At 61.5% G+C, this 12,280-nt stretch carries 15 protein-coding genes and 1 riboswitch; of the genes, 11 read left to right on the top strand and 4 right to left on the bottom strand.

Features of this window, described 5'->3' with window-relative positions:
- Positions 1-6: 6 nt before the first annotated feature.
- Together glpD and IZV00_RS14635 are read left to right on the top strand one after the other, a co-directional pair.
- Positions 7-1,497, top strand: a complete 1,491-nt coding sequence (glpD, locus tag IZV00_RS14640; protein WP_196227448.1) for a glycerol-3-phosphate dehydrogenase — start codon at positions 7-9, stop codon at positions 1,495-1,497.
- A gap of 274 nt (positions 1,498-1,771) precedes the next feature.
- A riboswitch (cyclic di-GMP riboswitch) is annotated at positions 1,772-1,849 on the bottom strand.
- A gap of 220 nt (positions 1,850-2,069) precedes the next feature.
- Positions 2,070-3,152: an enoyl-CoA hydratase/isomerase family protein gene (locus tag IZV00_RS14635; protein ID WP_196227164.1), complete on the top strand. Its 1,083-nt coding sequence runs from the start codon at positions 2,070-2,072 to the stop codon at positions 3,150-3,152.
- A gap of 42 nt (positions 3,153-3,194) precedes the next feature.
- On the opposite strand, the gene IZV00_RS14630 is transcribed toward IZV00_RS14635, so the two are convergent.
- Positions 3,195-4,010, bottom strand: coding sequence for an NmrA family NAD(P)-binding protein (locus IZV00_RS14630; RefSeq protein ID WP_230463439.1), 816 nt, complete (start codon positions 4,008-4,010; stop codon positions 3,195-3,197).
- A gap of 140 nt (positions 4,011-4,150) precedes the next feature.
- Here IZV00_RS14630 and IZV00_RS14625 point away from each other — a divergent pair, with 140 nt between their 5' ends.
- Entirely contained in the window at positions 4,151-4,354 is a 204-nt protein-coding gene (locus IZV00_RS14625; RefSeq protein ID WP_196227163.1) for a hypothetical protein, read from the top strand.
- Positions 4,344-4,571 carry a hypothetical protein gene (locus tag IZV00_RS14620; RefSeq protein ID WP_196227162.1) on the top strand — a complete coding sequence of 76 codons (228 nt, stop codon included), beginning with the start codon at positions 4,344-4,346 and terminating at the stop codon, positions 4,569-4,571. The genes IZV00_RS14625 and IZV00_RS14620 overlap by 11 nt, the downstream gene beginning before the upstream one ends.
- Positions 4,572-4,601: 30 nt before the next feature.
- Here IZV00_RS14620 and IZV00_RS14615 read toward each other — a convergent pair whose 3' ends face one another.
- Positions 4,602-4,799 (bottom strand): hypothetical protein, encoded by a 198-nt coding sequence (locus IZV00_RS14615; protein ID WP_196227161.1) that lies wholly within the window; start codon positions 4,797-4,799, stop codon positions 4,602-4,604.
- Between the two features lie 126 nt (positions 4,800-4,925).
- Here IZV00_RS14615 and IZV00_RS14610 point away from each other — a divergent pair, with 126 nt between their 5' ends.
- The 6 genes from IZV00_RS14610 to IZV00_RS14585 all read left to right on the top strand — a co-directional run bounded on the left by IZV00_RS14610 (position 4,926) and on the right by IZV00_RS14585 (position 8,803).
- Positions 4,926-5,477: a hypothetical protein gene (locus tag IZV00_RS14610; protein WP_196227160.1), complete on the top strand. Its 552-nt coding sequence runs from the start codon at positions 4,926-4,928 to the stop codon at positions 5,475-5,477.
- A gap of 103 nt (positions 5,478-5,580) precedes the next feature.
- Complete coding sequence (locus IZV00_RS21225) at positions 5,581-5,754, top strand: hypothetical protein (protein WP_230463438.1); 174 nt, start codon at positions 5,581-5,583, stop codon at positions 5,752-5,754.
- Between the two features lie 343 nt (positions 5,755-6,097).
- The gene (locus IZV00_RS14600) at positions 6,098-6,640 is read left to right on the top strand and encodes a septal ring lytic transglycosylase RlpA family protein (RefSeq protein ID WP_196227158.1); all 543 of its coding nucleotides are present in this window, start codon (positions 6,098-6,100) and stop codon (positions 6,638-6,640) included.
- 66 nt (positions 6,641-6,706) lie between these two features.
- Positions 6,707-7,474, top strand: a complete 768-nt coding sequence (gene modA, locus IZV00_RS14595) for a molybdate ABC transporter substrate-binding protein (protein ID WP_196227157.1) — start codon at positions 6,707-6,709, stop codon at positions 7,472-7,474.
- Positions 7,475-7,476: 2 nt separating this feature from the next.
- Positions 7,477-8,178, top strand: coding sequence for a molybdate ABC transporter permease subunit (gene modB / locus IZV00_RS14590; protein WP_268934790.1), 702 nt, complete (start codon positions 7,477-7,479; stop codon positions 8,176-8,178).
- Positions 8,168-8,803 (top strand): ATP-binding cassette domain-containing protein, encoded by a 636-nt coding sequence (locus IZV00_RS14585; protein ID WP_196227155.1) that lies wholly within the window; start codon positions 8,168-8,170, stop codon positions 8,801-8,803. The genes modB and IZV00_RS14585 overlap by 11 nt, the downstream gene beginning before the upstream one ends.
- Here IZV00_RS14585 and IZV00_RS14580 read toward each other — a convergent pair.
- Both IZV00_RS14580 and IZV00_RS14575 read right to left on the bottom strand, forming a co-directional pair.
- On the bottom strand, positions 8,784-10,154 hold the full coding sequence (locus IZV00_RS14580) for an ATP-binding protein (RefSeq protein ID WP_196227154.1): 1,371 nt from the start codon (positions 10,152-10,154) through the stop codon (positions 8,784-8,786). The genes IZV00_RS14585 and IZV00_RS14580 overlap by 20 nt on opposite strands.
- The gene (locus IZV00_RS14575) at positions 10,151-10,885 is read right to left on the bottom strand and encodes a response regulator transcription factor (RefSeq protein ID WP_196227153.1); all 735 of its coding nucleotides are present in this window, start codon (positions 10,883-10,885) and stop codon (positions 10,151-10,153) included. Before IZV00_RS14575 ends, IZV00_RS14580 begins: the two co-directional genes overlap by 4 nt.
- A gap of 251 nt (positions 10,886-11,136) precedes the next feature.
- On the opposite strand from IZV00_RS14575, the gene IZV00_RS14570 reads away from it, so the two are divergent.
- Positions 11,137-12,276 (top strand): efflux RND transporter periplasmic adaptor subunit, encoded by a 1,140-nt coding sequence (locus IZV00_RS14570; protein ID WP_196227152.1) that lies wholly within the window; start codon positions 11,137-11,139, stop codon positions 12,274-12,276.
- Positions 12,277-12,280: the final 4 nt, after the last annotated feature.

Below are 12,280 nucleotides of genomic sequence, written 5' to 3'. Positions count from 1 at the left end.
TATGACATGCTGATCGTGGGCGGAGGGATAAACGGCGTCGGCATCGCCCGCGACGCAGCTGGGCGGGGTTATCGGGTCCTCCTGATAGAACAGGACGATCTTGCCAGCCAAACCTCGTCCGCCTCAACCAAGTTGATCCACGGCGGCCTGCGTTATCTCGAATATGGCGAGTTTCGGCTGGTCCGTGAATCCCTGATCGAACGGGAACGGCTTTGGCGCATGGCGCCTCACATCATCTGGCCGCTTGGCTTCCTGATGCCGCAAAACCTCTCGACGCGCCCGGCATGGTTGGTGCGTCTCGGCCTCTTTATCTATGACCATCTGGGCGGTCGGCAGAAATTGCCCGGCACGCGGACGATCGCGCTCGATCGATCGCCCCTGGGAAACGGCCTTGCAAACCGCAAGGGACGCGGCTTCCTCTATTCGGACTGCTGGGTTGAAGACAGCCGCTTGGTGGTACTGAACGCGATGGACGCGGCCAAGCAAGGCGCGCATATCGAAACCCGCACCCGCCTGCTCCACGCCCGCCGGGACGGGTCAGTCTGGTCAGCCACGATCGAGGATGCGCATGGCGTTAAGGAAGTGCGCGCACGCATATTGGTCAATGCCGCAGGTCCATGGGTCGCCGACATCATCGCCCGCTCCGGCCTCCATAGCCGCCGGAAAGTCCGCCTCGTAAAAGGCAGCCATATCGTCGTCCCACGCCTCCACGAAGGGGACCATGCCTTCACGCTCCAGCACTCTGACGGCCGCATCATCTTCGCCATTCCCTATGAGCATCACTTCACGCTGATCGGCACCACCGAACAAGAGTGGCACGATCCACCGGGCAAGCCCCAAATCAGCGAAACCGAGGTCGACTATCTGCTGGGCGTGGCAAACCGCTATTTCTCCCGGAAAATCGCGCGCGAAGATATAATCTGGTCCTATTCAGGCATCCGCCCCCTCTATGACGATCAGGCAGGCAATGCCTCCGCCGTCACCCGCGACTATGTCCTCGATCTCGACAGCGAAGGCGCTCCCCTTCTCAGCATCTTCGGCGGTAAGATCACCACCTACCGGAAACTTGCCGAGCAGGCGCTCAATCTCCTCGCGTCTCAAGGAATAGAGACGCGGGGCGCCTGGACCGCGAACGCACCGCTTCCGGGCGGGGACATGCCCGGCGGGGACCTCAACGCCTTCTTGCGAGAGTTGGAACACCAATATCCCGCCCTGCCCCATTCGCTCCTCCACCGCCTGGCCCGCGCTTACGGCACCTGCGCCCTGAAACTGCTGGGCGCCGCCGGAACGCTGGACGATCTGGGGGAGATGTTCGGCGGCGACCTCAGCCGTGCCGAAGTCGACTATCTTGTCAGGGAAGAATGGGCACAAACCGCGGAAGACATTCTCTACCGCCGCAGCAAGCTCGGCCTGCACCTGACGCCGGAAGCAAGCGAGCGGCTTGCCCGCTATCTCGACCATCCTGTTTCATGCCGATCCGATGCCCGGAATGAGTGAAGCACAGCGCCCCAGGTGGGGAGATGGGTCTTTTAGGACGCTGTGCTTCTCTCCCACAGTGCGACCCGAGGGAGTTGAGGCAGCGCGATATGGCGGGACTATCCCGCACATGATCGCGATATGCCTGTAACCGGGATCGGGCAGGCTCGATCGATATCCTGCGCCAGCCCGACCGGGGGCTAATTCAGCCCCGCCGACAAATCGCGTGGCCAGGCGGCCCAAATTTCAGAAATGGAGAAAAAGGGATAAGCGGTTTCATCGCGTCAGGTCCTGTTTCGGTAACCCCGCTGTCTCAATCAAGAGATCGGAAGCTTTGCGTCCTGCCGTCACCAGCAGTTTGCCTTTTCGTCAGATCACTCGCCGCAGCGCGCTTCTCTGCCTTGGGAATTATTTAACCGAATTATCGCGTCAGGTCAAACATTTGTGGCTAAAAAAAAGATGAGGCCTGACAACTTTGCTGCCGATCCATCTGTAGTTGTTCATCTCTTCCCAACAAGCCGCGACCCCTTCCCCGGAACGACTTGAACCGATAACAGCATCACGCGGCGCCAACGAAGCAGGTGGGACAAGGAATGACAGATCAGTTGATCATCTTCGTGCAAAATGGCGTCGGCCGTATCCGCCTGAACCGGCCACGGGCGATCCATGCGCTAACGACCGAAATGTGCGCCGCCATGATCGATGCCCTGCTCGCCTGGCGTCACGATGAGGACGTGTCCGCCGTCATGCTCGACCACGCCCCCTCCCCCGATGGCGACCCCAAATTGTCGCGCGGCTTCTGCGCCGGCGGCGACATCGCCATGGTCGCCACCAGCGCGAAAGGCGACTGTTCGGAAGCGGAGCGCTTCTTCCATACAGAATATCGGCTGAACCATCTGCTGTTTATATATGAAAAGCCCATCATCGCCTTCATCGACGGCATAGTCATGGGCGGAGGCGTCGGCATATCCGATCCTGCGCGGTTTCGCATCGCAACGGAAAGAACCGTCTACGCTATGCCCGAAACAGGTATCGGCCTTTTCCCCGACGTCGGCGGTGGCTGGTTCCTGCCACGCATGCCGGGCCGCACCGGCACATGGCTCGCCACCACCGGAGCCCGCATCAACGGAGCGGACTGCGCAGCGATCGGCATCGCCACCCATTATATGGCCTCGGAAAAGCTCGATGCGGTCAAGGCCCGGATCATCGCAGACCCCGACGGCATCGGCGAAATCCTCGACGAGATGAGCGACCCGCCGCCCCAATCCGCCTGGGAAGCGCAGCGGGCCAACATTGACCGGCTGTTCGCCCCCGACCGCTACGAAGACATCCTCGCCGCCCTGCGCGCAGACGGATCGGAATGGTCACGAGCGCAGCTCGCGGTTCTTGCGACCAAATCCCCCCAGACGATCAAGGTCGCCCTGCGGCAAATGGCAGAAGGCGCAGCCTTCACAGACTTCGCCGACAACATGCGCAATGAATATCGCATCGCCTGCCACGTCATCCGCCGCCCCGACTTCATCGAAGGCGTGCGCGCCGTCATCTTCGACAAGGACAATGCGCCAAGATGGAACCCGGCCACCCCCGAAGAAGTAACGAATGCGCTTATCGATAGCATCTTCGCACCACTCGCCCCGGACGGGGAATGGACGCCGCTTCCCGAACTCAGCGAGTGAGCGGTCGTTGATCCGGGTCCCGCTCTAAGCCCTGCCAATCAATCACACATCCCAAACGCCGCTAGCCGCCGCATCCTGCGCATATTCGAAAAAACACCTCGGCTTCCGGCCCAAAACCCGCTCAACATCGTCCGTAACATAGGCCAGCTTGCCGTCGGCGATACCCGAATAGGTATAGGCATATCCCTCGGGCAAACCGTTCGACAGGATCGACTCCCGAAATGCGTCGAAACTGATGGGGGTGAAACTGATCTTCCGTCCCGTCGCCTTCGTCAATGCGTCGGCGGCTGCTTCAAAGCCTATCGATTCCGGCCCGGTCAGCTCATAAATCTGTCCACTATGCCGACCGTCCAATAACGCCTCTGCCGCGACAGCAGCGACATCTTCGATATCGATAAACGGCTCGGTCGCAACACCAACGGGCAGCACGATCTCACCCGCCAGCACCGCGTCGAGGAAGAACATTTCCGAGAAATTCTGCATGAACCATGCCGGACGAAGGACTGTCCAGTTCGCCGCACTTGCCCTGAATCCGCCTTCAACCGCATCCAGAAAGCCCTCATCGGCTCGCCCGGAAAGCAGCACCTGCCGCTTCACCCCGCAATCGAGCGCACGCTGTGCAAGCCGCCCAATCTGTGCGCCAGCATCGGGATGCGTATTGTCATGATGCGCGATATAAAGGCTATCCGCGCCCTCCAGCAGGGGTTTCCAGCTGGCCTCATCCTCCCACGCAAACGGCTGCTCCGCGCTACGCGAACCAATGCGAACAGTGTGACCAAGAGCCGTCAGATGATCGGCCAGACGACGACCCGTCTTGCCCGTGGCGCCGACGATGAGAATGGTCGATTTCTGGCTCATTTCTATCCCCTCGGCTGCCATCAGCATATCAATTACAACGATGAATGTAACCTGGCGCCCGCTTTGTCCATGAAGAGTTCCTATACCGGCCGCTCTCCCGGCGACTGGCGCGTTAGCCAAGGACAGGCTATCAGCCCGTCATGAGCGAGGATATCCGCCACATTCTCGATCGCCTGCGTACACCGCCCCACAATGTCGTGGCCCGCGCCCGTCGCATGGTCGAAGCTTATGTGCCGGAGGACCGTCGTGGCCCCGGTTGGGACCGTCACTGGCGCGAACTGGAAGCCTATATCGAATTGCCCGGCCGCTGGATCGGCGGAGAGAAAGCCGAAGATGACGTCTGACAAAATCACCGATCTCCTCGTCGCCCGCCTTGTTCGCGACCACGGCCGCAGCAAGCATCACTGGCGCAAGGTGCTCGGCGCCGTCCGCCTCTACAGCCGCGCCACCCATCCGCATTGCAACTGGACGATCACACCAACGGGCACCTTCCATGAGGTTTCGGTGATCGAAGGGCTGATGGATGACCTTCGAATGCGTTATCCGGTGATCAGCGGCTGAAGCGGCGATCCGCCATTCAGGCCGATCTCATCAACTGCCTGCTTGCGTATTGACTGGTGGCGCCAGCGGGTTGGGGTCCTTCACATCGCCTCTTTCGATCCTTTTTTCCGCTTCGTCGCTTTCCTGATCGCCACCCGCCAGCGGTGATCCCCGTTCCGGCGGCGGGATGTCATCCCAGCCTTCTGCTGGTTCGTCCGATGATTGGCCGCTTTTCCTGTCCTGCTGCATCGACTCTTCCTTTTGCTGCTGTTGATCAACGCCGCGACAGCAGCAGGTATCCATGAGAGAAGTTGGCGCTGAAATGGCATGCCGGTTAGCCCGGCACCCCAAAGCCATCAAAGGCGTTCAGCCACCATGGCACGCGCGCTCAAGGTCTATCGCACCCCTATCGGCTTCCACGACGCCTATGTCGCTGCGCCCAGTCAAAAGGCGGCGCTGAAAGCCTGGGGCGCCGACGCCAATCTTTTCGCACGCGGTTCTGCCGAGCAGGTCACCGACGCAGAATTGATGCGGGAACCCCTCGCCAATCCCGGCAAGGTCATCAAACGACCACGCGGCAGTGAGGCGGAACATCTGGCATCCCTTGCCAAATCACCGCAGTTACCCGGCAAGGCGCAATCCCGCCCGGGAAAAGCGACTCCTCCCAACTCGCCACCGAAGCGCGCATCCTCTCCAACACCACGACCCAGTCGGGGACCACTCGACAAGGCGGAAGAAGCCCTCGCCCAGCAGGAGGAAGAAGGCAGGGCGGCGCTGAGGAAACTCGAAGAGAAACAGGCGCAGCTTCGCAAGCAGATCGAACAGCTGCGCAAGCAGCAGCAGGCCACCTATAGTCAGCTGGCCAGCCGCGTGGAAAACGAACGCCGCAAATATGACGCCGCGCTCGAACGCTGGCGCGCGTCATGATCGATCAACCCGCCAAAAAGATAAGGATTTTTGCCGCTTTGCTCCAACAGCTTGGCACCAGATCGGCTTTGCGTCGTTTATCGTCATTCAGGAGGGGTCTTGAATGGACACCCGTGAAGACATTGTTGCGATAGGGCTGCTGACGCAGAACGATATTCATCGGCTTGGCGAAAGTTTTTCCCGGCTCTTCCCGCTCCCGCGCGACGGCGCCTTCGACGATCTGATTAAGGCGATCGACGAAGCAGACCGCCAAAGGCACCGCCGTACCAAACCATGATCGGCTGCCCATTGTCCTGGACCACACGGGGCTGAAGGAAAGTCGGGTCCGGCTGTAAAGGTTCGACATCATGGTCGGGGCAACCGGACCCGGTTCCGCAAGGTCGGGGGGAACCTCGCGGAAGCCGCAGGCTCCCCGAGCACCGGCGACTGAGCAGCATTCTACAATGACGCGGCTCCGCGAACACTGACGCTTAATGCTGCAAGTCCGGCGATTTGGGACGAAGCCAAATCTCCTTTAGGAGAGTTGACGTAAAGCCACGCTATCCCCATGGAATCGCAACTGGCTATCCCGATAACAGCAGGCTTGAGCAGACCGCCGCTGTGCCGTTATGACGCAACCCATGCGATCCTCCCTTTTGCCGCTCCTGCTTGCCCTGTTTGTCGCTGGCTGCGCTTCGTACCAGCCCGTATCGGACACGCCGGTTCGCGTCGGGCCGCCCTATACGGTGCGCGGTGTCACCTATGTTCCCGCGCAACAACCAGGCTATGATGAGGTCGGCTATGCCAGCTGGTATGGAAATGAATCAGGCAACCGTACCGCGCGCGGAGAGAAGTTCCGGCCGGGCGGTATCAGCGCAGCCCATCCCACCTTGCCGCTGCCTTCCTATGTAGAGGTGACGGAGCTGGGCAGCGGCCGCACCGTGTTGGTTCGCGTCAATGATCGCGGTCCCTTCACGCGCGGGCGGATCATCGACCTTTCCCGAGGGGCGGCGGACGCACTCGGGATACGCAACCAGGGGCAAAGCGCCGTGCGCGTCAGGCTTGCCGAACCCCGTGAGAAGGATCGCCAGCGCCTGCGCAAAGGCAAGGAAGCGAGCGAACGGCCGCCGCTCACCGGCGCAGCCCTTGCCGCGCAACGCCGCCGCCTTCTTTCACCGCGCTGAATTTAGCCTCGCCTTGACGGCCAACCGCTGTATAGCGTCATATATACCTTAGGCGTCAGGCGTCGCATGCATCGGTTCCTTGTTCTGCTCCTCCTTCTGCTCGTTACCGGCTTTGCGGTTGAACCCGCTGAAGCGCGCGATCGCGGGCCTTTGGTGTTGGCCGCCGCCAGCCTCCAGGAATCGCTGACCGCCGCTGCCGATGCCTGGACGGCGCAGGGGCATGACCGGCCCATCCTATCCTTCGCCGCCTCTTCCGCCCTCGCCCGGCAAATAGAGGCCGGGGCACCTGCCGACCTGTTTTTGTCGGCGGATGAACCCTGGATGGATGCCATCGCCGCAAAAGGGCTCGTCCGCCGGGGAACCCGTGTTCCGCTGCTTACCAACCGCCTCGTCCTGATCGCACCGGCGGGCAGCGGCACGAAAATGACGATCCGCCGTGGATTCCCCCTCGCCCGTGCGATCGGCACTGGCCGCCTCGCAATGGCTGACCCGGACAGCGTTCCGGCCGGAAAATATGGCAGGGCGGCGCTTATGGCGCTCGGCGTCTGGCCAGCGCTATCCGGTAAAGTGGCGGCGGCGGAAAATGTCCGGGCGGCTCTTGCGATGGTGGAGCGGCGGCAGGCGCCCTTTGGCATCGTCTATGAAACCGATGCACGGGCGACGCGAGCCGTCCGTATCGTGGGCGTCTTTCCTGCGGCCAGCCACCCGAAAATCACCTATCCACTGGCATTGCTGAGTCGTTCCACCCATCCCGAAGCGACAGCATTTCACCGCTTTCTCCTTTCTACACGCGGCAAGGCGATCTTCCGCCGCTACGGTTTTGGAACGCGTTGACGGTGACCGTCTTCAGTCCGGAAGAATGGGAGATCGTCCAGCTGTCTCTGAAGGTCAGCTTTGCGGCCATGCTCTTCACTCTCCCCTTGGCCTTCGCCCTCGCCTGGGTCCTCGCGCGCTGGCGCTTTCCCGGCAAGCTGCTGCTCGACGCGGCGGTTCACCTCCCGCTTGTCCTGCCGCCGGTAGTGATCGGTTGGCTACTACTCCTGACCCTCGGACCTGCCGGACCTGTAGGAAGCATAATGGAACGATGGTTCGGTGTGACCGTCATGTTCCGCTGGACCGGCGCCGCCATCGCCGCGGGTATCATGGCCCTCCCCCTGATGGTGCGCGCGATCCGCCTATCGATCGAAGCTGTAGATCACCGCCTGGAAGAAGCCGCCCAAACCCTCGGCGCCAGCCCCGCCTGGTGCTTCCTGACGATCCTCCTCCCCCTATCTCTACCCGGAATAGCTGCGGCATTCATTCTTGGTTTTGCCCGATCACTCGGCGAATTCGGCGCGACCATCAGCTTTGTCTCAAACATCCCGGGAGAAACCCGCACCCTCTCGCTCGCCATCTACAGCGCCCTCCAAATCCCGGGCGCCGACGCCGTCGTATGGCGGCTTGCCGTGATTTCGATTTGCCTGTCGCTGGGCGCACTGTTGCTTTCAGAAGCGCTCAGCCGCCGGGTATCGGCCGATAGGTCCAGCCATGTCCTTTGACATCGACGTCCGCAAGCTTCTCGGCCCCACCCTCGTTACGGCGCGCTTTGCAGCATCAGATGGCATCACCCTACTCTGGGGGCCTTCCGGCGTAGGGAAGACCTCTATCCTCAACATGATCGCTGGTCTGCTGCGCCCGGATCAGGGCCATATCAGCGTCGATGGAGAAATATTGTTCGATGCCGATGCCGCCATCGATTTGCCCTCCTATCGTCGCCGCATCGGATATGTTTTCCAGGATGGCCGCCTTTTCCCACATCTTCGGGTGCGCGCGAACCTGCTCTATGGCTATCGGCTTGCGCCGCCGCAGGACAGGTGGATGTCTCTACAAGCGGTCGTCGATTTTCTCGGGATTGAACATCTGCTCAGCCGCCGGCCACGCACGCTGTCGGGCGGCGAAGCACAACGCGTTGCCATAGGCCGCGCTCTGCTGTCTGGTGCCCGAGCCTTGCTCATGGACGAGCCTCTCGCCTCCATCGACCCCGCCCGTCGGGAAGACATCATGGATGTTGTGCTGCGTATACGGGACGAGCTTCGGCTCCCGATAATCTATGTCACCCATAATCCAGACGAAGCCGATCGTCTGGCAACACGAAAGATTGAACTTACGCCTTCATTTCGATAAGGGCGACCAGCCCGCCACCTTCCGCATTCATCAGCCGGACGGACGCATCGAAGGTGAGCGCCAGTGACCGCGCTATAGTCAGACCGATGCCCGTGCCGGGTCGCCCGCCCGGCTGCCCTGACGCCCCGCGAGTAAACGGCTCAAACATCTGATCTAGTTGTTCCGACGGTATGCCCGGCCCCTTGTCCCTGATGTGAATGACAAGCCGACATCCCTGGCGGAAACATCCGATTTCGGCCTCGCCGCCATATTTGATGGCGTTACTGACCAGGTTACTGATGCACCGGCTCAGTGCATTGGGTTTGGCCCGGATCGTCCCGCCACACCCTCCCGCGAACCGCAATGGGGCGCCCAGATCCTGCGCATCCTCGACCATGCTTTCCAGCATGGAATCGATGTCGATGACGGACCATTCTTCCTGCGTCTCGGTACTGGCGGCGAGATCAAGCCCCTCCTTGACCAGGGTTTGCATCGCCTGATGGTCCTGCAACAGCCGCGCACGCAACTCCTCATTTTCGACGAGTTCAAGCCGCAACCTCAGCCGGGTAAGCGGCGTCTGCAGATCGTGGCTGATGGCCGCCAGCAATTGCGTACGCTCGGCAAAGCCAGCACGCGCGCGCCGTTGCATGAGGTTGAAGGTCGATAGCGCCGCGCGCACTTCTTCAGGCCCATTTTCCGGGATTTCCTCCGGGTCGAGCGACAGGGAGAAGGACTCCGCCGCGTGCTCAAGGCGCCGCAGTGGTTGGGTTACGATCCGGGATACGATGATAGCAAGACCAGCAGATGCGATGATGATCAGGAGCATATAGAGCGGGTTGGTCATCATACTGGGCGGACGCTCCATGCGCGGCAGGTTGAGCGCCATGGACCGCCGAGCACCAGTGCTATCGGTAAACCGCACGATCCAGCATGCCGGACGCGGCGCGTTGACCACCCCAGCGGCCCCCGCCGATGGATCATAACGCAGGCGAGGAAAGCAAAATCCTGCAGGAACCTGGCTAGCCTCCGGGTTGGACCCGGGGCCGAACCGCGCCCTGAGCGCTTTTGCAAGCTCGGCATCCGGTTCAGCCACCGCAATGCCCTCCGGCGCCAACGCTGCGCCCATGATCTGCTGGGCCGCCAGCATGGCCTCCACCCGCTTGGGATCACGTTGAAGGCGATGGCCGATATCCTCGGCGCTCGCCACCACCCGCTGCATGCGCCATTGCTGAAAGTCATGGCTCCTGCTCTGTTCAGCAATCAGCAAAGCCAGCATCGCGGCCAACGACATGCCAATCGTCAGCAGCAGGAATATCTGTCCTGTCAGCGAGCGCAAAAAACCTCGAACACGGCTCCAAAGACGCTCAATCATTCGTAGGACACCGGACTGGCGAGTACATACCCTTCGCCCCGCACCGTCAGAATGAGTTCCTCACCCCCCGGCATGGTCGCCAGTTTCTGCCTCAATCGGCTTACCTGTAGATCGGTCGAGCGGTCGAACGCAGCAGTCGCTCGACGTTCAGGCACAAGGTTTTCCCGTGAGAGGACCACATTGGGCTCATCGATAAACCGGGACAGCAGGCGGAACTCCGCTGACGAAAGCATCACCAGTCGCCCGTCTTCAGCGATCAGCCTGCGCTGGAAGAGATCGAGGCGCCAGGGACCGAGCCTGGCGACACGCACGCCTTTGTCGCGCTGCCGGTCGGGTTCGTCAGCATGGGATCGGCGTAGCAGGTTGCGTATGCGAACGAGCAATTCGCGTGGCTCGAACGGCTTTGTGAGATAATCATCCGCTCCCAGTTCCAACCCGAGCACCCGGTCGATCGCACTGCCTCTGGCGGATACCATGATGATGGGGACGTCATTTCCTTCGGCCCGCAACTCCCGGCACAGGGTGAGCCCGTCACCGTCCGGGAGGTTGAGGTCAAGCACGATGAGGTCGGCCGGATGCACCGAAAGGGCCTGATAAAGCTCTCCCAAGCTGCCCGCGGCTATCACCTCATAATGTTCCTGCCGCAGCTGCTGAACAATCAGGTCCCGAATATCGGGGTCATCATCGACTACGATCAGGCGTGCTTGGCGGCTGTTCATCTGGTCAGGCATCGCCTCCTTTTACGGCGTTCAGCATTAAAAGTCTGCCTTCCTCAGAGCCTCTGATACGCGCCGATACATTCTGACATATTGCGATGCACAATGGCACATGTTCGGCCTTTTCAAACCCCTGCCAACACGCGAATAGGGGGGCGTCGGAGCCTGCCAGCCAGCTGGCCCGTCCTTCACCCGGCGCTCCCCCTCCCCCTGCGCCGGGTGAAGTTTCCGCTCTGCTGAACCCCGCCACTGGATCACCTGCCGCCATGCCGCTGCGCTCTGCACTCTCCACGTCCCGCTACGCTCAATTAGGCGCGGCATTTTGTTTGCTCGCGACTGCATGCGGCCAAAGCAAACCGCCTGAGAAAAAGCAGGTCGAAGTGGGCGTAGTCACGCTTCAGGCGCAGGACGTTACCGTATCGACAGAGCTACCCGGACGTACCGCTTCGACGCTGATGTCTGAGGTGCGACCTCAAGTTGCTGGGGTCGTTCAGAAGCGCCTCTTTACCGAAGGCTCCTACGTGCATGCGGGCCAGCCATTATATCAGATTGATCCATCCCTCTACCGCGCCTCTCGCGACGAAGCGCAAGCTGCGCTAGCCAATGCGCAGGCGACGGCGGTTGCGGCTCAGGCCAAGGCGCGCCGCTATCAAGCGCTTGGGCAGACAGAGGCCGTAAGCGCGCAGGAGCGGGACGACGTGGTCGCGGCTTCGCGGCAAGCAAGCGCCGCCATCCAACAAGCGCGCGCTTCGCTTCAGACTGCCAGCATAAACCTGCGCTTTACCGAAGTCCGGGCACCGATCAGCGGGCGCATTGGCCGTTCCTCAGTTACGCCGGGCGCATTGGTCACAGCCAGTCAAGCTGCCCCCCTCGCCACGATCCAGCAGCTTGACCCGATCTTTGTCGACATTACCCAGTCCAGCGCGCAGCTCCTGGCGCTGCGCCGCAATCTGGCTGCGGGTAAAGCACTACCCGCCAGTGCCACCATCCGGCTGAAACTGGACGATGGCAGCGACTATCCGCTTGAAGGCCGCATAGAATTCGCCGAGCCCATCGTGGACCCCAATAGCGGCACCATCACCCTGCGCGCGCGCTTCCCCAATCCTGACAGTCTCCTCCTCCCCGGCATGTTCGTGCGCGTCGTGGCCCCGCAGGCCGTCGTCCCCAATGGCATACTCGCGCCCCAACAGGGGATCAGCCGTGACCCCAAGGGCAATGCCACCGCACTTGTCGTCAATCGCGCGAACAAGGTGGAGCAACGCACCGTCACTACGGCACAGGCGATAGGCGACAAATGGCTCGTGACAGCAGGCCTCAAGTCCGGTGATCGGCTGATCGTCGAAGGAACGGACAAGGTGAAGCCGGGCGATACCGTCCGCGCCGCAACCGTCGGCCAGGGGAGTTAGGTCC

Origin of the sequence: Sphingobium sp. Cam5-1 (genome assembly GCF_015693305.1) — a bacterium.
Lineage (GTDB): Bacteria > Pseudomonadota > Alphaproteobacteria > Sphingomonadales > Sphingomonadaceae > Sphingobium.
Note: the sequence above shows the minus strand (reverse complement) of the source record. Positions and strands in the feature narration are given on the sequence as shown.

Excerpts from the sequence above, each read along its gene's own strand:
- glpD (WP_196227448.1), top strand. The coding sequence starts at position 7 with ATGCTGATCGTGGGCGGAGGGATAAACGGCGTCGGCATCGCCCGCGAC.
- IZV00_RS14635 (WP_196227164.1), top strand. The coding sequence starts at position 2,070 with ATGACAGATCAGTTGATCATCTTCGTGCAAAATGGCGTCGGCCGTATC.
- IZV00_RS14630 (WP_230463439.1), bottom strand. The coding sequence starts at position 4,010 with ATGAGCCAGAAATCGACCATTCTCATCGTCGGCGCCACGGGCAAGACG.
- IZV00_RS14625 (WP_196227163.1), top strand. The coding sequence starts at position 4,151 with ATGAGCGAGGATATCCGCCACATTCTCGATCGCCTGCGTACACCGCCC.
- IZV00_RS14620 (WP_196227162.1), top strand. The coding sequence starts at position 4,344 with ATGACGTCTGACAAAATCACCGATCTCCTCGTCGCCCGCCTTGTTCGC.
- IZV00_RS14615 (WP_196227161.1), bottom strand. The coding sequence starts at position 4,799 with ATGCAGCAGGACAGGAAAAGCGGCCAATCATCGGACGAACCAGCAGAA.
- IZV00_RS14610 (WP_196227160.1), top strand. The coding sequence starts at position 4,926 with ATGGCACGCGCGCTCAAGGTCTATCGCACCCCTATCGGCTTCCACGAC.
- IZV00_RS21225 (WP_230463438.1), top strand. The coding sequence starts at position 5,581 with ATGGACACCCGTGAAGACATTGTTGCGATAGGGCTGCTGACGCAGAAC.
- IZV00_RS14600 (WP_196227158.1), top strand. The coding sequence starts at position 6,098 with ATGCGATCCTCCCTTTTGCCGCTCCTGCTTGCCCTGTTTGTCGCTGGC.
- modA (WP_196227157.1), top strand. The coding sequence starts at position 6,707 with ATGCATCGGTTCCTTGTTCTGCTCCTCCTTCTGCTCGTTACCGGCTTT.
- IZV00_RS14585 (WP_196227155.1), top strand. The coding sequence starts at position 8,168 with ATGTCCTTTGACATCGACGTCCGCAAGCTTCTCGGCCCCACCCTCGTT.
- IZV00_RS14580 (WP_196227154.1), bottom strand. The coding sequence starts at position 10,154 with ATGATTGAGCGTCTTTGGAGCCGTGTTCGAGGTTTTTTGCGCTCGCTG.
- IZV00_RS14575 (WP_196227153.1), bottom strand. The coding sequence starts at position 10,885 with ATGCCTGACCAGATGAACAGCCGCCAAGCACGCCTGATCGTAGTCGAT.
- IZV00_RS14570 (WP_196227152.1), top strand. The coding sequence starts at position 11,137 with ATGCCGCTGCGCTCTGCACTCTCCACGTCCCGCTACGCTCAATTAGGC.